The sequence below is a fragment of the Halococcus thailandensis JCM 13552 genome (genome assembly GCF_000336715.1).
GTDB classification, from domain to species: Archaea; Halobacteriota; Halobacteria; order Halobacteriales; family Halococcaceae; genus Halococcus; species Halococcus thailandensis.
The window spans coordinates 27,778-47,550 of sequence record NZ_AOMF01000015.1; the positions used below are offsets into that span (position 1 = coordinate 27,778).

A 19,773-nucleotide genomic window follows, 5' to 3' on the forward strand; every position below is an offset into this window, starting at 1 on the left:
CCGGGGCATCTCCCCGTATGCATACTGTATAGGCATAGAACTATAAAGATTCCGATTCCGCCGAAAACTGGCTTCTCGCGTGCGAGCGACAGAGTTAAGTGCCTATGCCTATATGGTATGCATAGGGAGGAAGAAACACTCCCGATCTACCCTATGGCACCGAACACCGCAACCCTCGACGGAAACGACGAATCGGACGAAATCGACATGGACGCGCTCGATGGCGACGAACGCCGCGCCGTTCGTGCTCGCAGCGAAAGCATGGTCGTCGTGCCTCAGACCGACGCAGACGGCGAGTGCATCGGCATGTACGACGTTCACAGCCAGTCCGGCAGCCACTACATCGTCGTGCTCGACAACGAGCGCGGGTGTGACTGCCCGGATACGCAGTTCAACCACGCCGAGAACTGCAAACATCGGCGACGCGTGGCGATGCAGATTACCGAAACCGATTGCCCCGCGCCCGGCCAGCAGATCGGCGACTACGGCGCGACGCTCGAAGAGGTCCGCAAGCAGCTCGAACGCGAGCGCAAGCGGATTCTCGACGAACTCGAAAGCCTGAACGGGATGATGGACGGCTTCGAGGACTAAACGGCCGGCCGCTTTTTCGCGCGCTTTCGCTCGGCAGATTCGCCCGCTCACCTTCGCCGCGAGCGGGTAGCTTTCCCGCCGCAAAGCCCCGCCATCTGTCGAAATCAATGGTTTTATAGTTCTATGCCTATATGGTATGCATACGGGAGAAGAAGACTCCCGATCTACCCTATGGCACCCGAAACGACAGCAGACGAGAGCGGAATAGACGCGCGGACGCTCGCCGGAACGCCGGTCGGCGGTCCCGATGGCAGCGCCGCGTGTGACACCTGTAACCGACGCCTCAGCGACGGCCAGCGCCGCGCTGACGCGCCCGACACCGACGCTGATACGGTCGTGGTCTACGCGACTCGCGCCCGGCAGTCGGACACGTGGGCGCTTCGCTGGGTCAGCTGTGAATCCTGTGGTTCGCCCGGCGGTGACGACGCGCTCGAATCCGGCGAAGCGGTCGCCAAAGCCACGCTCGGCTACGACGCGCGTATCGGTGCGTTCGCGCTCGAAGATGTGCGCGACATCGAGGTGAGCAGCTGATGCCCCGGATTCGGTGCGGGAACTGCGGCCGCTCGCTGAAGGTGGATCGGAACGGCACCGTGCGGTGCCCGAACTGCGGGAAGAGAAACCGGGCGTAGGCGCTTCCCTATCCTCCCGAGAACGATAACGCCGATTGGGGGCGCACCGTCGAGATCGCCGCGTGCGACCGCTGGCAGCTGGAGCACGTCGCCGGTGATGTCGCCGCGCCCGGCTGGTACGACGCCCTGACGATGCAGGCGCTCTCAGACGCCACAGATGCCCGCGTGAGCGCGTTCGGCTCGGTCGAGGCCCACACGCCGATCGAGGTCAAGGCGGCCCGCTACCGCGTACAGGAGGGGTTCCCAGCGCCGTGGGGGCTGGTGGCTTCGGGAAAGTTCGTACCGCGCGCTCGTCAAGGCTGACGGCGAGTATGCGCTCGCCGTGTACGACCCGGCACCGGAGCTGGACGGCGGTGTCCTGGCGCTTGTGCTTCGGCCCGCGTGGTGGATCGGCGAGCGCGTCACGTCGTGGTCGCCATGCGGCCCCGGCCACCGTGCCGATCGTGCCGCGTGCGTCCCGTGGAGTCGAGCATTCGATCCGTCGGAAGTTCGCTAATACGGCTCTTTTCCGACGTTTGCCGTGATCCAACTGAGGTACAGCCCGCGCAGAGGAGAGGTTAGTTGTGTTCTTCGCGCGCTTTGAGCGTGATGCCTTCGAGCCGATATAGTTCGTGGGCGAGGTCGTTGTCGTCGTTGAGGGTGTAGTAGGTGCTTTGGCCCATCTCCCGCGTCTTTTCTACGACTCCCAGCTGCTCTAAGTCTTCGAGGTGCTTGTAGACGGTGCTGCGGGCGACTCCGGCGAGTTGCGCAACGTAGCTGATCGTGATGTCCCGACCACGCTCGGAGACGAATGCGGCCAATATCTTCGTCCGCCCGGGGGTGCCGAACACCTCCATGAAGGGGTGTCCGTCGGCAAACGCCATGTCTGATTCGTCCATCTGTGCTTCCATGTCCTTACTCAGGTCATGCAGCTAATTAAACGTTGTGTCATTCAGACGGGTGTGTTGTTCTGATGCAACGCATTTATACAATGGTCGCGCATAGGGTAGAGTGGGTGAAGCATCTAAGAATGGATGACCAACAAATCAGAAATCGCATCGTGGAGAAAATGATTCGAGACGGCCCCATCACGGGCGGGAACAAGACCACTATTGACACAGCAGTCAACAAGTATCTCCCCTCCCATGAGCAGGGCCGGGGTAAGACGCTCATCGACGAGATGCTCGCCGATCCCGATTCACCGATTGAGGGTTACGGCGGTGGCGGGCGGCAGAACATTCGGCTTGAGGGCGTCCCCAAGGCGGTTGAGTACCTGAAAGCGAACGACGGCAACGTTCCGTTCGGGTACGACTGATTTCACCGCCTTCTCGATTTCGTGCAACGGAGCGCGTCCGTACCGGTCGAAATATTCGGCTGGGACCGGCAGCTGATCGGTGCTTTTATGAGTTTATGCCTATACAGTATGCATACGGGGAGATGCCCCGGACCTACCCTATGGCAAACGACACTATGCAAAACGACGACGAAACAACCGGCCTCCGGCATTTCGAGGCGGGCAAGCGAGCGCTCGATCGCGAGAGCGACGACGACAGTCAGGTGCTCGTCCTCGGCGCTCACGCTTCGACCGCCGAGAAATGTTACGTCGCGGCTATCGGCCAGACCATCGCCGAAGCGAACCCCGAGTATCCCGCGAGCGACGCAGTGGCGGACGTTGCGTTCGTCGAGGGCATTGAGGACGCGATGGGCGTCGACTGGGAAGCCGCTGACGTGCTCGAACTGTACGCCGACGGCGAGCTGGACCGGGCACGCATTAAGCGCTACGCCTACCCGGAGAAACGTCTGGAGCCGATCGGCAACGAGAGCGACGAGGAAAGCGCCGATGCATGCCCAGACGGTGGCCAGAACACGAACACCAACGCTCACGGCGACGAGGTGCCGGTTCGGTGCGAGCCTGCCGACTTCGGTGGAGGCGAGGCCTCCGGAATGGATGAGCTATGACTGGCATCAAGCACGAGGACTGCGATCGGTGCGACGGGACCGGCCAGATCACCAAGACGGTCGCCGGCCGTTCGGGTCTCGTTTCGTCCCCGAACTGCGACAACGTGCCGAAGTACGCGGTCCCGGACGACCCGCCCGCGGATCCGAAAGCGCGTCTTGACGAGATATTAGCCCGTCGCGATGAACTCAGCGAGCAAAAGCAACAGGCGAAGAGGCTCCGATCGGATGTCAACGATGCGCGGGAGATGCTTTCCGGGGCAGCGGACAACGACCTCATGTCCGACGCCGCTGAGGCGAAGCTCAACCATATCGCCGAGCAGATTCGGCTTGTCATGCGCGAGGTAGATGTGATCCGCGGAATCGGTTACGAAGAGGAGCAACTCAACCGCGAGAAAGCCGAACTCCACACGCTACTCAAGCACATCGACGAGCCGGAACCGGAGGCCGCCAGATGAGTGAAAGCCAGTCAGACCTCACCACGTTCGACGTCGACGCCGCCCCGGAGGGCGCGTGCGCTCGCTACAAAATCTGCGGGAACGTCGTTCCTGGACGCGGCCAGATGTGCGGCGAGTGTCTCGACGAGCTCCGCGCCGACGATCGCGAGCAGCGGGAGGGGCGATGATGCCATTCGAGAGCCCGCAATCGCGCAGGCAGCGCGTGGAGAACGCAGTCATCCAGCTACTGGATACCGACGAGTACGGCAACAGCTGTCGATACTTCCAAGCGGGAGATATTGCGGACAGCGACTCAGAACTGACGTCGAAAATGGCTGGGTCCTATCTGCCGAAGTTGGCGGATGAATCGCCCCTTGAGTCGGGAATCGCCATTGGACGGCACACGGAGCGGAACAATTCGACAGTGTGGGTCGTTAAGCGAGGGGGCGGGGGAGGGAGCGAATGAGCGACCGGAATCTCACCGTCGCCCGGCTCGTCGACGACGAGATCGGGGGCATCGAGATAGAGGACAGTGCGTTCGGCGACCTGCTTTCGGAGCTGGGGATTTCCCCGAAGATCGAGAAGCGGACACTGGTCCAGTCCTCGAAGCCCGGCGACGATGACACCCGCGGCTACATCGTCTCGCTTCACACGGTGCCCGGAACGGACGGCGCGGCACAGGTCTACTCGTGTACGTGCGCGGGGTACAAATTCCACCAACTGCTCTCACACGCAGATGCGATACGCGACGATCCCGAGACCGGCTTCGAGCGCCTCGGGCGATGCAAGCACGGTGATGCGGTCGCCGTCGCCGACCGGACGACCGAGGACCGCGAGGGCGATCAGCAGGGCTTCGATACGTTCGCCGACGGAGGTACAGCTGACCCGGACGCCATCGACAGGCCGGGCCACGGCCGCCCCGGAGGCGTCGACGAGCCGGATCCCGACGCAGCATACCAGGATGAGCCGCCGGAACACGCCCCGCCGTGCGACGACTGTGGCGAGCAGCCGGGCGAGCAGATCGTGCAGTGCCCGATCGATGAGGAGCGCCGGCTGGATCTCTGCCCGGACTGCTACGACGAGCGCGGGCCGGGCATCGAGATCTGCCACGTACGTCGCGACGAGGACTGGGACGTCAACGGCGGCCGTGCGTCGCCGAACGTTCGTCCTGGAGAGAAGCGCCACATGGGCAACACGGCGTTCCCTGCTCCGGGCTGGATCGGCAACCCGCACCCGATGGAAGAAGACACCGAGGTCGAGCGCTGGCGCGTCCTCAAAGCGTTCCGCCGCGATCTGCTCGAAAAGGTTCGTGACGGCGAGTTCTTCGCCTACCATCTCGGCAAGCTTCGGGGCAAGCGCGTGGCGTGCTGGTGTCGCTCAGAGCGCGAAGACTGGCCCGATGGCGACGGCGACCCGTGCCACCTCGACGTCGTCCACGCGGCGCTGATGGGCCTGTACACGGAGTAGGCAGCTGCTCACACCGTGGGCGGGCGGGGAAACTCCCGCCGCCGTTCGATTCGGCTTGTGAGTATCAGGGTTCCGGGCCCTCGAAACCCCGGAGAACACCAAAACGGAGCATCTACCCTATGGCAACGAACACAACCCCCATGTCAGAAAACGAGAGTGCGGATGTTCGAGAAGTACAGACTGCAACCCTTCGGCGGCAGAACCCCGAACGTGGCACCGTGATCGTCTCGATCCCCGACGCAATCGCCGCCGCCGGTCTCGAAGATGGCGGTTCGTTCCGATTCAACCCGAACTCGGTCGCGGAGATCGGGATGCTCGCAGCGCTCGGCAGCGAGGAGAGCGTCGACGGACGCAGCGAGCGCTTTGCGCGGAACATTCGGGAGGAGGGACGCTACGGCGAGACGCTTCGGCTGGTCATCCCGCGCGAGGCGCTCGCGGAGCTGATTGACCCCGACAGCATCGACTGGGAAGATCCCCCAGAGGTGAACGTGTGGGCTGGCGATCGCCTGCTCGCCTTCGAGATGTCCGAGCCCGAAGAGCGGACGGTCGAGATCGACCGCGATGCGGGCAGTGAAGAGGACGAGTCGGATGATTGAGAGCCACGGCACGCCCCACATGGAAGCGAAGCCGGTCGAGTTCCCCTGTCAGGGGCCGGGATGCAGCGAGAGCGTAATCACCTACCTGACCGACGAGGACGTCGAGGCGCACGAGACGATCCAGGTGCGCCGGTACACGCCCGAGAGCGACGACGAGCACGTCGCTCGCTACTTGTTCTGTTCGTCGGACTGCCGTGCCACGTTCGTCAACGCAGTCGAGAGCGGCGAGCGCGAGGAGACGATTTACGGCGATAGCGAGTGACAGCGAGGGGGTGGGTCAGGCATCGCGAACATTGACGCCGGTCGAGATTTCGTACTCGACGTCGACGGCGCGCGTGCTCAGTATCTCAGCCAGCTCCTCGGTCATGTCCTCGTGTTCGACGGCCTTCGCGAGCGCTGGCAACATCGCCTGCGTGAACTCGCACGAGGCTTCGACCGCGCCGACGCGCGTGTTCTCGTCGAGCAGGTCGGCGACGTCGTCGACGAGTTCCTCCCGGTACGTGAACTTGCCGTCTGTTCGGATTCGCATGGCCGCTCGTACACACGACCCTCTCAAAGCCGTGCTGTTCGACCGAGAGACCGTTCCGGTGTCATGCGCTTGTCGTACGGGTGGCTGACGACTCTCGGCGAGTGGACACGAACTGAGGGGCTTCGGCGGTGGATATGCACACGAGAATACGAATCTCGTGTTACTATTCGCGATCGGCGTTCTGTCGACGTGAAACCCCGTGGTGTACGGGGCGATTAGGCCCAAATCCCTACTTCGTGATGACATAGAAATCACTCGGGAGGCCGGCGTTTCCCTCCTGTTGCTTGGAATTCTTCAGAGTTCACAGGAGACACCAAATGGTCATTGTTCAGTAGTTTAATCATGTCCCATGCCTTGTTCCCATTGGGAACTGATATTTCAGATCCACCAGTACCATTAGTAATATCCAGTCCCAACGAGTGTACGTCGATTATGTCGGTTGCAGTGCTCATGTCTAACTCATCAATAATCCCAAACTCGGACAGCTGGCAGATCTTCCGTGCTTTCCGTCGGTCATTTGAGATCCATCCACGGAAATCATCCATATTCGTTACATTAAGTGGTCCGGCCTCGATTTCATCAAGTATGTCTTCAGACTGATCGAAGAAATGATCAACGTAGTTGAAACCATCCTCGAATTGTTTCTGATTGAAGACGATAATATGTCCGTCAAGGTACATGGCGTCGATTTTCGATGGTAAAGTCACTACCTCCCGTTCAAATCGACTATATTCTTGACCAGCGAGGAAAACGCGTAGCTTGTTACTCGGCGAAACCACCTGGCGATTCGTGTATTCTCTAAACCCGATCAGAAGATTTCCATTTCCGTCTTCCAATCTAATCGCTTGAATATCAGGGCGGGGTTCGTCGTACGTTGTCTCTTGGAATGAACTTCGATCAATCAGTGTAGAAACAGATTCAGAATAGGGGAATTCATCCAGCGGCATGAACTGTACAGGCGGATCGCCTCGATTTAGGTTTGCGATATCATAGTGCTCCAATGCTCTCGTTCCTTCTTGAATACTATCGATGCTATTGGATAAAGCATCTAAAACGAGGCTCTCAAGTTCGTCACAAATCTCTTGATGTAATGGAATTTCCCCAAAACTCAAACCATCTTCGGAGTGGTCACGTCCGACTAATAGACTACGTGCGGGATCAGCGTTATTCATGCGGTCTCGGGCATCACTCAAATCGCTAACTTCCATGGGTAGGATCAACTTCCATCTGTAGAGATATATACACCACGACCAATCTCGGTCATTTTCAGTGACCCCTGTTGTACTTGAATACCCTTATCGACTACAACGAGAGATGACCCCAACTCCTCACAATCCATCTCATAAATCTTGTATCCCAGCACAGATAATAACGGATTTATATACAGTTGATCCGATCTAATTTGTATAGAGGCTAAAACAGAAAGGAATATGAAGAGAATAGCCCAACTGTGAATTGAGTTATAGTTCAAGCCTATGAATGGTATTATGTACGCCACTAAATACGAGGACATCAATTCGTCTCTTCTTTGGTAGCTCTGGACTACTCGATACACTGGTTCCTTAGATTCTCGAACACCCATAGCAAGATAGAGCACCAAAGAGGAAACAACAGCTACCATCACAAACAATATAGATACTATAGGTACCATGTATCCACTAACTGCGGTTTTGACATCGTATGTGTCAATAGATATCGATATCCACAGAGGAGCATACGCACTCAAAAAGAGCGTCCACTTTACCCAAGTGCGAAACTCAGCCATGGCTCAAGGATTACACTAGTACTCTGCCTGCCTAAAGCGTAAGGTTATCGGTAACCTAGTAATAGATGTGTCTCTAAAACCCGGCACGCGCGTCTCTCCCGCGCGATTGAGTTGAGCACCGGAACCAATACCGCAGAAGAATTCCGACCCTTCGGGCCGGCCAGAACCCGACCGCGTACCCACTCTCCGCGCCCGCCCACCTCCTCGGTCCTGCTCGCCCGCACAGCGGAGTGATCTGCGTAAGAAATGAATGTTGATCAGCGGGTGAACCAGAGAATTTACATCCGTCGGTCGATTTTTGTCCCATAGAAGCAGCCACACTCCTCTACCATCCAAACGTTGCCCAGATCACTCCGCTGTGCGGGCTTTCGGAGGCAGGAAGAAGTTAAACCGGTCTAACGTTTCTGTCACTTTATTCAGCTCCTTCTCGCCACTCTCAATCAGCGCCTCAATGTATTCGTACGCTTCGAGAGTATCTCGCTATCCTGCTTTGACAGTCCTTCAGCGAGACGCGTTGACAGCGATGGCAGCGATGTCGGCAGATGCTCTTCTACCATGATAACCTTGTGTAACAGGCGAAGACGCATAGGTCATCGAATGTTACACAAGGCGGACCGCCAACGCCCGTAGGAAAAGTCATCATCAGAATACAATACCATCCGTAATCGCCCCTCAACTGCTTTCTACCTGCGTTTCGAACGAACTACCCGGTGAAAATTCAGTCAGCTCCTCGATTTCCTGTTCCAGCCGCTCGACTTCCTGACGCAGAACATCTGCCTCGGGATCGTCGCTGACCGCCAACCGGTCTTTCAACCCCTGTAAGCGCGTCTCCTTGCGCTCTTCGTCTACCTCGGCTTTGCGCACGTACTCGCTCTTGTTCACGTCGTACACGTCCTCCTCAGATACTGGGGCGACATCCAGCGCTTCCTCGACCTTGCTTCGGTCAACACCGAGCAGTTGCTCGCGATCGATACCAGTCTCGGCGAACGCATTGAGAACTTCCTCGTCGTCCTTGAGCGAACGGTTTCGCCGGGTCGTTCGCTGGACCGAGCCGTACTGACCATGCAACGGCCGGTCGTGCCCGACCCGCTCTAAGAGAACATCGGTCACGTCCTGTCGCAGATCGTTGGCATTGCGCTGAACATCCGACAGCAAGGTGTACAGATTGACCAGCACGGGCGTCTCGACACTTTCGAGAGCGCTCATGTCCTCGCGTTCGAGCGCGTCGATCAACAGCAGCATGTCCGAATACACGTCGATCTCGGGCACCTCGCGCTCGCTGTCTTGCTCGTCTTCGGCACTCGCAGTCATCGACAAGTGTGGTGTCTCATCCAGCACGGCGCTCTCGTCGGCCTCGTCTAATTCAGTCAGCGTGTTCTCGCGTTCGTCGAGCACGTAGCGCGGGTGAAGTGCAAGCACTGCCGCGTATGGTTCGGCCTTCGGCGGCAAGCGGTCGAGTTCGTAGCCATCAACCGCCTCGCGTGTGTGCTCGGCGAGCGCTTCAAACTGCTCGCGTTGCAGCGGCTGTGAGTCACCCAAATCGACGTCCTCGATGATGACGCGCTGATCCTGAACGTCGGTGATCCGAAATCGTTTCGAAGCCAACGGCGTGATGAGTGTCGCCTCGTCGGGCAGGTTCTCACAGCGCTCGATCAGCGTGCCCCACGTCGCGCCGAACGGAATTGCCATACTCCGGACTCAGAGAGCCGCTGTCTAAAGAGCCGTGGGCGACACATTGGATTTCGAGTGAAATTAGTCTCTAAGGGATGTTTCAACCCTTACACGCCGCTTGGGTTGTATAGCACAAGGCAAAGTAACTGCTCAATTCACGGGAGGATTGTTCATATTTTCGGATCAGGATGTCCCAATCGATATATGGTATGAATTCAACACTGATGTATGGACGCTCAAACATTTAAGGGAAAGTGGTGGTCTCCAAATTCCCCCGATGAGAAAGTTCCCGGAATAGTCGAATACCATCCCGAAGAGGGTGAAGTAGATCTATTTGGGACTCTGGTTGAATCTGAAGAGGACGACGAGGAAGCACACTTCATGGAGATGGACCTCGAAGATCACGTTGAAGGATTTCTACTCGGGGAAACTATTGAGTCAAAGTTGGTCACTATCACTGATGCAGTCCCAGTCAATATAAGTCGTCCTTCAATAGGCAACGAAGCCGGCCACCCAAATTCAGTATATAAATTCACACGAGTATATACGGGCGGTCATTTCGAAGAAGAACCAGAGTTCAATCAGGTCTCATTCGGCTTCAACGGGCTCGCTGAATGGTTTGGCGAGTCAAGAATTGAACATGAAGTTTCCGATGAAGACGGGATACGATCCCGATACGGAGTCAAGGAGCCGAAAACGGTCGAAATCAAACTCCGTGATGCTGAGCTAACCTTCTTCGTTGGTACTACAGTCTCTTCGTCGGTGACAGCAACGGAGTTGGAGGACTCGGTTAGAGTTAATATCATACCTGATGAACCGCTCCCATTCCCTGAATTGAGTAATCGGTATATAAATCCGTTACAGCGATACTTGGCCCTCGCAACGGCAACACCAGTTCAACCAACAGATGTCTCTGGTATGGTAGGTGAAGATACGTGGATCAAGGTGTTTTCAAATATCCCGAGTCATGCACCAGCGGACCGGTCTGTGAGCCGTGCATCAATGTTATTCAGGCCAGATGACGTCAATCTTGAGAACAGCTTACAGCACTGGTTTCAGGATGAAGGGCAAGCAGAATACTTATTCAATTTTTATTTCGGCACGATCTATAATTCGCATCTATTCTTAGAGCATCAATTCCTATCACTGGCGGTTGCAATAGAGTCTTACTTCAGTCACCGATATCCAGATTTCAAAATCATGGAGAAAGATGCGTATCGAGATCTTCGGAAGTCCCTCGTCAGTGAGATTCCCAATGGATTGGAAGTGAAAGAGCGAATTCAGAATCTACTGCAGAGTATCGGAAATTTGCCATCTTTCAAAGACAAGCTTGAGATGGTCGTCGAAGAAGAAAGATCTGTCTTGACTCTCCTAGTTGATGTTGATGAAACTTTGTCCACAGCCACCACAATTCGACATGACCTTGCACACGGTCTTGGGGAAGATTATTCAACTGAGGAACTAGTCAAGACCAGATATAAACTCCAAATCATTATCGAGTGTATTTTACTCGATATCGCTGGCGTTGAGGACAAGCATAAAGCACAGGTTCTTTATTCTAACTATCAAGGGGCAGACTTCCTCAGTGTTGATAAAGAAGTGAAATCTGACGAGTGAGCAGAATTGGGTGTTGCCGTAGTTAGGAACTTAGAATTGCTGAATATATTCTCTAAGTCTTCCACGCCGATTTCAACAGGTAGCCATTCCGTAACACTGGAAAATGCGAAAACTCCAGCTAAACCCTAAGCGCGGTGTGAGAACGGTGCTCCCTATGAAAAGGACAGATACTGTGATGTGTCCACCATTTTAACCAGTAAAGTTACTTGTTTCAAGTTCGAAGAGAGTGTAGAGGCGAACAACCATGTCCTCAGACCCTGCCGCGGCGGCCGAAACTCCGTGTCCGAATTGTGGGTCGTTGCACGCTGAACTCACGCCGGCGGAGGAACTCGAATATGAGTGCCGAGACTGTGGCAAAGGGTTCGACTTGCCGCGGATCGGGTAGAACTCAAAACCGGTGAGTGGCCGGCCAGCGGAGTAGTGGGAGCCGGCAGGCATCACTTCGTCGGGCGAACGTCAACGAGCGTACTCCGACAGATGTTGAGGCTGCTCTCGGTGCGCACGACCTCGACGACGAACGGTGCGAGATCGTCCAGGCCATGTATGAGCACCTCAGCCGTGTGATGTCGTAGTTGGAGCATTCAGTGGAAGGAGATAACGGCCTCCGGCGTTGAGAAAAACCATGACTGGATCCGATAGTTCGGAGCAAGAATACCCGGACGAACTCTTGGATGCACACCGGATCGAGGATAGTCGGCTTTTTGTCCCGATGGAGAAGGTAATGGAGGGACTTGAGGAGCTTCTTTTTGAGATGGGTACGTTCGAAGAGACGGGAAATCCTCACAACCTATCTCGTATGCGCGAGTATGGGGATTTCATTCGGACAATGGACCAAGAAGATCTATATGAAGAAATGAAATCCCACCCTAATTCGACGGTTTCCTCGTCTGCGAAGCATATCGATCCGGAATACAAACCCCGAACGGAATCAACCTTTGAGCAGCTCCAGTATGTAACTCAGGAGATAGCACCCAACCCTAGTGTGTGAGGAGTGCCGTCAAGGACGAGATTAGACCGACCCCGCTGACATCTGTCGTCAGAAGGTGAACTTCTCTCTTTGTTCTCTGATCTAGCTGTGAGGCTGAATGAGGCAGTTTACCCGTCAGTAATCAACCCATGCTTGCACCACGGTTATGGCCGAAACGATTATTCCTGTTTTCGAGCTATCGTTTAGCAGGCGGTTCTCTGACGGGGTTCATCTCGCGGCCGCTGACGACGGCTGACAGTCGCCGCTCCGAGCCGCAGCGGATTCGATGAGCATCTTTCCGTGGCGGTTGTGGTGGATGAGTTCGATTTGGCCCTTTGAGAGTTCTTCGAGCGCTTCAGCGGCGCGGTAGACCTGCCGCCACGCGAGCTTCTCGCCGGTTGCCGTCCTCAGGAGGCTCTTGAGTCCGTCTTTCAGGACACGACCCTTCGGTGTCTTGTTGGACCACTCTTGCCAGTGGTCGAAGATCGAGACCGCGCGCTCGATGGAGGGCGTCACGTCGATGCCAGTATCCTCGGCGTCCATTTCCGAAACGCGCTCGATGGGGGTCATTTCCGTATCCTGTGGGGTGGTTTCGGCGGTATCATCCCCACCCATCACACTGCCAGACCCGGCCTCGACGTCGTCCAGTTGCTCTTCGACGTCAACGATGTCCTCGATAATGTGTCCGCGGCTAGCTTCGGCGCGTTCGAGTTCGCTCTGCAGCTGGTCGCGTTCGTCTTCGATTTCCTTGACGCGCGCTTCGAGCTGCTTCTGGGAACGACGAAGCTCGTGATTCTCTCTCACGAGAACATGAAGGTCCTCTCGCTGTTGCTTACGAGTGGCGTCGAGTTCGGCGTGAAGTCGCTCGTTTTCGGCCTCAACGGCGTCAAGACGCTCTAGTACCCGCGATAGTTGGTCGGCCAGTTCGTCGGTCGTCGGTCCGGTAGATTCAATACCGGGGGCTCTCTCTGTACTCATAGAGGCTATCAGGTTCCTCGGCTTCGGGGATGTTCCTACCATCCCCGGCCCGCTGTGGGTTATTTTCGCGAGCTACTGCTAACGCCGAAGCGATGCAACTTGAATCTATGGTGTTCTTTCTCTCAGCAATTCCACGGCTGAGAGGACTGTTTCTGGCCGCCACTGTTAACTTAGCCTGGCAGCTTCGATCGGCGGTTGATTGTCAAGAGCTTGGTGACTTCGGAGGTGACTGTAGTAATAGGCGTAGGCAGGCAGCCAAGCGCAGAACGCTGGCTGACTACCGTTCTAGATTTTCGTGAACTCGCTCGATCCGCATTGTGAACGTCTGAAGCAGCTTCTCGACGTTGTTGCGGTTAGTGTAGTCAATATGCCCGCTGAGATCAGTCTTTGTAAGAGTGGTCAGCATTCGTGTTCGGTTAAGCCCGTAGAGGCGAATGAGCCGGGACTTGTGGGGACGCAGCTCCGACGAAATCATGCGAGACGAACGATGCCGCAGACGGAGAAATATTACTGGGAGTGTTAACCGAACACGGATGGAGCGGTCAGATACCCCATCCCGTCGACGAGAAACACCGCGTTTAGTCCCTAGGAGCGTGTCATCGAATTCGTCACATTGGTCAATAGCAGGCCGAGAACCAGTGACCTAATACGTGGACAATATTGTCACTATTCAGAGCCAGCGGTAGCAGACTTCTTGGACGGTGGCCGAATACCATGCAAATCTTTCTATGACACGCTGACATAGCATTTTAGAATCGACGGGGGAAGCCCGCGAGCATCAATCAATCCCAAACTCATTGAGGTACTTCACAATTGTTGAGTGATTGCACCCAGCTTCCCGTGCCATTGACCGTACTGACTCCCCGGCTTCTCGTTGGGACCGTAACCACTCTTCATCCTTGTACTTCCTATCATCTCCTCTCTTCTTGATCCCGAAACGTGTGAGATACTTCTGGATAGTTGCTGGACCCACATCCTCGGTAGTCGCTATATCATGTTTGGTGCGCCCTTTGTTAACATACTCGTCACGTAGCCATTCCTCCGACCAGTAATTTGGAATCGTCATGGTTGCCCTAACTATGTTAGCCGAATTTTTATTTTATCATTTTTCCTTCTAGTTGGTGTTTCTTATCTACTCTATCAAATATTATGAATACCGTTGCATAATTCTCTCAATTTCATCAACAACAGGCTGTTTCTCCCGGCTTCTGATTAGTAAGTCTCTAAGCTCCCTCATCTCGTCAACAGGAACAAACATACCCTCGGCAGTCTTGTCTGACTCGTTATCGTGGTTGTCATTTTCCCATTGAACCATGTCCATATCCTCCTCGCTAACGTCGTCAGACGATCCTGTGGGCTGCCAATGTTCGTCCGTAGGGATAGCCTTGTAATCGCTCTCGCCAATCTCTGTGGCGTCTTCAGGGTGGCCTTCCTTGCCAGCCATCTTCTTGACATGAATATGAAAACCATGCATACCTCGTGAGGTGTTACCGCAAATCTTACACAGGATAAGCTCCTTACCAGATTCGGAACCGGAGATTGGTTCTTTCTTGTCTACCTCGGTGTAGCCGACAATTTCTGCATCTTCGACTGCGAACCCGTCAGGGACTTCCCTTCGGGGGACCGTGCTCCTTTTCGTCGGAATTCATAACGTGTCCCCACAGACCACGGGACTTCTTCTCTTCGCCGCAATACGGACATTTTCTGATTGGTTCACGATCATCGAATAGGTTTCCGGTTGTATCAGTAGCCATTGTTGGATTCATCACATATTGATGAACTATTGACTTATAAAACTATTCTAAACTCATAAAGTGTCATAGAACGGTTAGCATAGTTTTCGGTATCGATCAAGAGGCCCGCTACCGCTGGCTCTGAATTGCGACGATACTGGCTGCTTCTCAGATACCGTTTCTTGGGAACCTACTGGGGTATGTAACGATCCCTATGACACGCTACCCTCTAGGGAAGAGGTGTTGTTCCCATTCTATTTCATCATAGTCGTTAGTTTTTCACTCTGATCAACAGCCCAGTAACCGATGAGTTATGAAAAAGATGAATTGTATAGCACTATACTGCTTTCATAGATTCCCTGATCCAGAGATTCGGAGGATGGATTTCTACAAACCACCGGTTTGCTAATAAGTTCATTCTCTGGTATGTTCTCAGCTGAGCAGCAAACGGATCTATCGGAACTCAGGTAGGTGGTTTCTCATGCACGCCGGATTACGAAACCAACTCCGACAGCCTAAATTTCGCAGAATTTTGTGCACAACCGATCCAGATAGTCGACTTCTGCTAGTCTGATGTCGGCTAGGTAGCTGATCAATGCACGGATCGAGTGTTCGTTCCGGCCATTTTCTCACTGTGATAAACAACCGCTGACCAATCTCGGATCACCATCCCGGAATCGGGAAATCAAGTCGTGAAATAAACACCCGCTGAACAGTGCCGCCGCTCACGGACCGACAGTCACGGAAGTGATCGGACGTCAATCAGGCGGATCGAGACCGTAGAACTGCTTGGCAACGGTCAGAAACTGGTTCGCATCGACGCGCGGCGCGTATGACGTGTTCTCCCCGTCGATGGTGAGCTTCACCAGCAAATCGACCAGCCGCCAAACGTTATACAGTACGCACGCGAACACGAAGTTGAAGAATCGATAGTCGCGCTCGGTCGAGGTGGTCCGCACCATGAAGTGCTTCTGCTTCTTGAAGCCATTCTCAATACCCCAACGACGGCGATACCACCGGATCAGCCGCTCGATCATATGGATGAACGCTTTCCCGTCCATCTGCTGATCGCCAGCGTCACGCGCTGTCACGTATGGATGGTTCGTCTCGAAGACAACGGTTTCGGAGGTATCCACGTCTCCGTCCTGCGCCTTCTGCTTGCGTTCTTCGACTTCCTCTTCACGCTGGATGTCCGCGAGCAGCCGCGAGAACGACATCCGCTCGCTTGGTTCACCTCCTACATCGTCGAATTCCCACTCGCCGCACATCTCTTTCCACACTTCTGAGAGGCTGTCGTCGTCATCGTCATCCGAATTCGACCGTTGCGGGAGGTAGATTTGCTTGCGTGTGGCCGTGGCCTCGGGTGTCTCCTCCTCGATGACGTGGAAGCGCTTGCCGTTCCGATACATCCACGCGATGGTGTCGGCCTCGTCGCTGCGCTCGAAAATACGGGTGGGATTCAGGTAGTGGACGCCGTACTCCTCACAGGTCTTCTTGACGGGTTTGCTATCGAACTCGCGGTCCATCATTACGAGGTCGATGTCAACCATCTCGGTCGCCTGTGACAGCAGCTTCTCAACGATCTCATCTTTCGACTGTCCACGCACGCGCGGGATAGCGTCGAGGACGAGCGGGACATCCATCCCGACGATTTTGAGCACCGCCCACTGATAGTAGTCGTTGCCGTCCTTGTACCCGAGAATATCATTCTCGTGGTCGTCCACGTCGCCGGTGAACGGGAAGCCCTTGGTCACATCGATGGCCGCCATGACTGTCCCGTTGAGTTCACCGTTCTGGCGGGCGCGAGCGATGAGCATCCGCGTGGTGTTCCGGAGCATCTCCCGGATCTCTTCGACTGAGAGCTTGCCGATCTGGTAACGGTGGGTCGATCCCGTTGGAATGCGCTCCCGCGTGGTGTCGAGCGAGAACGACGCCGGGCCACTCCGGGCGTACATGTCCTCGCGCATCCCCATGTAGGCGTGTTGTTCCCAGAAGGCGTTCTCGTGAATTTGCCAGTTTGGCCCGCGATCAAGCGCGAAGGCGTCGGTCACGAACGGCTTGGCCTGTTGCCAGACTTCGTCGGTCTTCTCGGCGATGAGCTGGTGCTCAGGATGGTTGTCGGAGTCGGATTCAGTCGGTTCATGCGTCTCGATCCGATCGGGAAGCGACACCTCGCAGGTGCGTGCGGCCCTCACGATCGCATCGGCACCCTCCTGTACAGCGTCACGTAGGTGTGCGCTGAACCGTTCGTTCCATGCGCGCCAGAAGGTCGATTGATTCGGGAGCGACTCGAAGCCGAGAGCCTGTCGGAGTGAGGGATGCGCTCGAAGGTAGTCGTGGAGGGCGGTTTCGTCCCAGCCGTTGATCTCCATGAGGAGGGTCGCTCGAACGTGGATCGCCATCGGATACCGCCCCGAATACGGCGCTAACGAGTCGTGTGCGGCGAACGTGAGATGATCGATCGGAAGATGGCAGATCAGCGTCTCGATGTCGCGGTAGCTTTCCCACCGCTCACACTGTGACTGCGCGATAGTCGTGACATCCTCGACAAATCCGTCGAGATCATCGCCACTCCCGTCGGCTTCGCCCTCGAAAAACCGCGCCCGGCCGTTGTAGCCGGTGGCGTCGGCGACGAGAGCCGCTGCAACCATTTCCGCAGTGTCATTCAGCGGGGTTGTAGCGGGTGATTTCGCGTCGATACGTGCATCTGTGTCGGGTGAGTCCGACTCTAGCGTTGGCTCCGTCTCCATATCGTGTATCTGATCATTCCCACAAGTCGTCCGAGGGACGAACACTGAGCGGAGGGCTCGCTGCTTACACGCGGCTACCGTAGTGCGGTGAGTGTTGTACCATCGGTTTCTGTCGGGGACGACGACCTGCTTGTCACCGGATCATGACCGAGTTGGTTCGCCCAAGCGCACCGATGGCTCCGAACGCTTGCGTTCCGGCGAGCAGTTACTGCTCTGGGCCTTTCGTCGGTGCGGGTGGGTGTCCGCTCTGGGCATCGAGCGGTGGGAGGTCCTTCTCGCCAGCGTTGACCTTCGCACGTTCGAGCCGCCACTGATCGTTGTCGAACGGGACGTCGTAGTTCGCCTCGGCCCGCGCGAGGATGCTCTGGCCCGCTGAATCGGGAATCTCGAAAAAGGCGGCGGTGGCGTGTTTCTCGCGGCCCTTGCGGACCTCACGAATGAAGGTCTGGGCGCGGACATACTCCGAGGGAATCTGTTGGAGGAAGCCGTCCTCGACGGTGTAGCCGAAGGGTGGCCGGCCGACACGCTTGCCGTCGGCGATGGCGGCGTCGATGCCCTCCTGGACGCGCGAGCGGATCATCTTGCGCTCGGCGTCGGCGAAGACCATCATCATGTTGAGCATCATCTCGGCCATCCAATCATCCTCGCCGACCGTGCCGATTGGCTGATTCACGAGATCGATGTCGACGCCTTTCTCGCGGAGATCCTCAACGAACCCGGCGAGGTCGGCGAACGACCGGCCGAGCCGATCGAGTTCGTGCGCGACCACCACGTCGTACTCGGCGACGTGTTCGCGGAGGCGCTGATACTCCTGCCGTGACGTTGAGGCCCCGCTCTCGCCGAGGTCGCAGAACCACTCGATCTCGTTCGAATTCTCCTCCTCGGTGTACTTCTGGCGGATCGCGCGCATCTGGCGATCCTCGTTCTGGTCGTCGGTCGAGACGCGGACGTAGGCGGCTATGTGCATGGGGTGTTCGGACACCCTAATCGTACCGCGATTCAGTATATAAAGAGCGGGGGTTTTCGTATCGATACGGAAAACTACTGTTTTTGAGACTCAATTCCCTCTCTATGTCAGTCACGCAGATGATTGGCTTTCATACTTATCCCGCCATCCGTGAGAATTCTCATAGAGTCAGCTCTCCGGCCCCGAAGGGGCCGTGAGGATCAGTGGCCGCCGTCACGTTCGGGCGCGATCGTCGTGAGACACACCTGCTTTCGAAACGTGTCGGAATGGGGACTCCTATTTGCTGAATTACCGTCGCTCAGTTGTTAACTGAGGGTCTTTCTCTGACCCGTTCTCGGTTCTGGCCTGAACCCCGTCCATCGTATCGGAGACTCCAAGCTCAGTCGCGGCACACTCAACGCAGTAGTGATTATAGTTCTCCGAACTGGTGAATATTGGAATCCCAGCAAAGCAGATTTCCTCTCGATAGCGCCGGGCCAATCCCTCGGTCAGACGTGATCCACAATTCACACATCGTTTCGTTTGACCTTCCTCCGCATGAAGCACGCGCTCGTCAACGCTCTGGATTCGTCCAAATTGAGTGAGTGAGTGGCGGCGGTCCAACCGATGACGTAACCGGGGATTCACGAATACGCCGAGAAGAACCAATACCACCGAAATAAGAACGACCGCAGGTGTCAACACCGGGTCCGCCAGTGAGAGATCGCTGGTGAGATACCCGATCTGCACGATGATCCCGAGTATCCCTAACCCGATCATCATCCAGCCAGCCACTCCATAGAGAAGCCGTGAAACTGCGTTAGCGAGTCTCTGAGATTCGGAAGGCTTCGCCGACATGAATAGATGTACCGACTCTCTCAGCATAATCGTTGGGAGAGGGTGCGGAAATCCGAGGAAACGTGTGCGTGATTCCAACCAGAGTCAGGAGCTACGCCTCAGGAGTTGTACGCTCATCGCAGTCGCAACAACCAGTGCCAAGACAGATGATCCGACCCACGCAACGAAATAGATGCTCGAAGAATCGAATCCGGCAGAATACGATATTGCTTGCAGTAAGAACATGAAAACTGCTCCAGACAGCAGTACTCCTACCCCACTCCAACTTGGATTGATGAGCTTCGCCCTTGTTGCTTGCATAGGA

Annotated in this window: 21 protein-coding genes; 12 read left to right on the plus strand and 9 right to left on the minus strand. The window is 56.0% G+C overall.

What is annotated here, in order from left to right; all coding sequences use genetic code 11:
- Window positions 1–153: 153 nt before the first annotated feature.
- From C451_RS00310 to C451_RS22350, 3 genes are all read left to right on the plus strand, one after another.
- Window positions 154–591 (plus strand): hypothetical protein, encoded by a 438-nt coding sequence (locus tag C451_RS00310; RefSeq protein ID WP_007736413.1) that lies wholly within the window; start codon window positions 154–156, stop codon window positions 589–591.
- A gap of 171 nt (window positions 592–762) precedes the next feature.
- Window positions 763–1,122: a hypothetical protein gene (locus tag C451_RS00315; protein ID WP_007736414.1), complete on the plus strand. Its 360-nt coding sequence runs from the start codon at window positions 763–765 to the stop codon at window positions 1,120–1,122.
- A gap of 230 nt (window positions 1,123–1,352) precedes the next feature.
- Window positions 1,353–1,523 (plus strand): hypothetical protein, encoded by a 171-nt coding sequence (locus C451_RS22350; protein WP_161605802.1) that lies wholly within the window; start codon window positions 1,353–1,355, stop codon window positions 1,521–1,523.
- Window positions 1,524–1,777: 254 nt separating this feature from the next.
- Here the strand turns inward: C451_RS22350 and C451_RS00320 are convergent, their stop codons facing one another.
- Window positions 1,778–2,110, minus strand: a complete 333-nt coding sequence (locus tag C451_RS00320) for a winged helix-turn-helix domain-containing protein (protein WP_007736415.1) — start codon at window positions 2,108–2,110, stop codon at window positions 1,778–1,780.
- A 119-nt stretch (window positions 2,111–2,229) separates the two neighbouring features.
- Between C451_RS00320 and C451_RS00325 the strand changes: the two genes are divergently transcribed.
- From C451_RS00325 to C451_RS00355, 7 genes are all read left to right on the plus strand, one after another.
- Window positions 2,230–2,514, plus strand: coding sequence for a hypothetical protein (locus C451_RS00325; RefSeq protein WP_152420284.1), 285 nt, complete (start codon window positions 2,230–2,232; stop codon window positions 2,512–2,514).
- Window positions 2,515–2,654: 140 nt separating this feature from the next.
- The gene (locus C451_RS00330) at window positions 2,655–3,158 is read left to right on the plus strand and encodes a hypothetical protein (RefSeq protein ID WP_152420285.1); all 504 of its coding nucleotides are present in this window, start codon (window positions 2,655–2,657) and stop codon (window positions 3,156–3,158) included.
- Window positions 3,155–3,613, plus strand: coding sequence for a hypothetical protein (locus tag C451_RS00335; RefSeq protein WP_007736424.1), 459 nt, complete (start codon window positions 3,155–3,157; stop codon window positions 3,611–3,613). Before C451_RS00330 ends, C451_RS00335 begins: the two co-directional genes overlap by 4 nt.
- Complete coding sequence (locus C451_RS22355; protein WP_161605803.1) at window positions 3,610–3,780, plus strand: hypothetical protein; 171 nt, start codon at window positions 3,610–3,612, stop codon at window positions 3,778–3,780. Before C451_RS00335 ends, C451_RS22355 begins: the two co-directional genes overlap by 4 nt.
- A 274-nt stretch (window positions 3,781–4,054) precedes the next feature.
- A complete protein-coding gene (locus C451_RS23180; protein WP_007736426.1) occupies window positions 4,055–5,059 on the plus strand; it encodes a DUF4326 domain-containing protein in 1,005 nt (334 codons plus the stop codon).
- A 140-nt stretch (window positions 5,060–5,199) separates the two neighbouring features.
- Window positions 5,200–5,655, plus strand: coding sequence for a hypothetical protein (locus C451_RS00350; protein ID WP_007736427.1), 456 nt, complete (start codon window positions 5,200–5,202; stop codon window positions 5,653–5,655).
- Window positions 5,648–5,917 (plus strand): hypothetical protein, encoded by a 270-nt coding sequence (locus C451_RS00355; RefSeq protein ID WP_049912576.1) that lies wholly within the window; start codon window positions 5,648–5,650, stop codon window positions 5,915–5,917. The genes C451_RS00350 and C451_RS00355 overlap by 8 nt, the downstream gene beginning before the upstream one ends.
- 15 nt (window positions 5,918–5,932) lie before the next feature.
- Here the strand turns inward: C451_RS00355 and C451_RS00360 are convergent, their stop codons facing one another.
- The 3 genes from C451_RS00360 to C451_RS00370 form a co-directional block, all read right to left on the minus strand.
- Window positions 5,933–6,184, minus strand: a complete 252-nt coding sequence (locus C451_RS00360) for a DUF7692 domain-containing protein (RefSeq protein ID WP_007736429.1) — start codon at window positions 6,182–6,184, stop codon at window positions 5,933–5,935.
- 251 nt (window positions 6,185–6,435) lie between these two features.
- Window positions 6,436–7,392, minus strand: coding sequence for a Kiwa anti-phage protein KwaB-like domain-containing protein (locus C451_RS20295; protein ID WP_080503409.1), 957 nt, complete (start codon window positions 7,390–7,392; stop codon window positions 6,436–6,438).
- Between the two features lie 1,229 nt (window positions 7,393–8,621).
- On the minus strand, window positions 8,622–9,638 hold the full coding sequence (locus C451_RS00370) for a hypothetical protein (protein ID WP_007736432.1): 1,017 nt from the start codon (window positions 9,636–9,638) through the stop codon (window positions 8,622–8,624).
- Window positions 9,639–9,848: 210 nt separating this feature from the next.
- Between C451_RS00370 and C451_RS00375 the strand changes: the two genes are divergently transcribed.
- Entirely contained in the window at window positions 9,849–11,237 is a 1,389-nt protein-coding gene (locus tag C451_RS00375) for an ApeA N-terminal domain 1-containing protein (RefSeq protein ID WP_007736433.1), read from the plus strand.
- 622 nt (window positions 11,238–11,859) lie between these two features.
- Window positions 11,860–12,225: a hypothetical protein gene (locus C451_RS00380; RefSeq protein WP_007736434.1), complete on the plus strand. Its 366-nt coding sequence runs from the start codon at window positions 11,860–11,862 to the stop codon at window positions 12,223–12,225.
- A 207-nt stretch (window positions 12,226–12,432) separates the two neighbouring features.
- Here the strand turns inward: C451_RS00380 and C451_RS22805 are convergent, their stop codons facing one another.
- The 5 genes from C451_RS22805 to C451_RS00410 form a co-directional block, all read right to left on the minus strand.
- Window positions 12,433–13,182 carry a hypothetical protein gene (locus C451_RS22805; RefSeq protein ID WP_049912578.1) on the minus strand — a complete coding sequence of 250 codons (750 nt, stop codon included), beginning with the start codon at window positions 13,180–13,182 and terminating at the stop codon, window positions 12,433–12,435.
- Window positions 13,183–14,329: 1,147 nt separating this feature from the next.
- Window positions 14,330–14,626 (minus strand): hypothetical protein, encoded by a 297-nt coding sequence (locus C451_RS00395; RefSeq protein WP_152420287.1) that lies wholly within the window; start codon window positions 14,624–14,626, stop codon window positions 14,330–14,332.
- Window positions 14,627–15,673: 1,047 nt separating this feature from the next.
- Entirely contained in the window at window positions 15,674–17,566 is a 1,893-nt protein-coding gene (locus C451_RS00400; RefSeq protein WP_049912579.1) for a transposase, read from the minus strand.
- A 304-nt stretch (window positions 17,567–17,870) separates the two neighbouring features.
- Window positions 17,871–18,632, minus strand: a complete 762-nt coding sequence (locus C451_RS20310) for a recombinase family protein (protein ID WP_007736446.1) — start codon at window positions 18,630–18,632, stop codon at window positions 17,871–17,873.
- Window positions 18,633–18,920: 288 nt separating this feature from the next.
- The gene (locus tag C451_RS00410; protein WP_007736448.1) at window positions 18,921–19,469 is read right to left on the minus strand and encodes a hypothetical protein; all 549 of its coding nucleotides are present in this window, start codon (window positions 19,467–19,469) and stop codon (window positions 18,921–18,923) included.
- Between the last annotated feature and the right edge of the window lie 304 nt (window positions 19,470–19,773).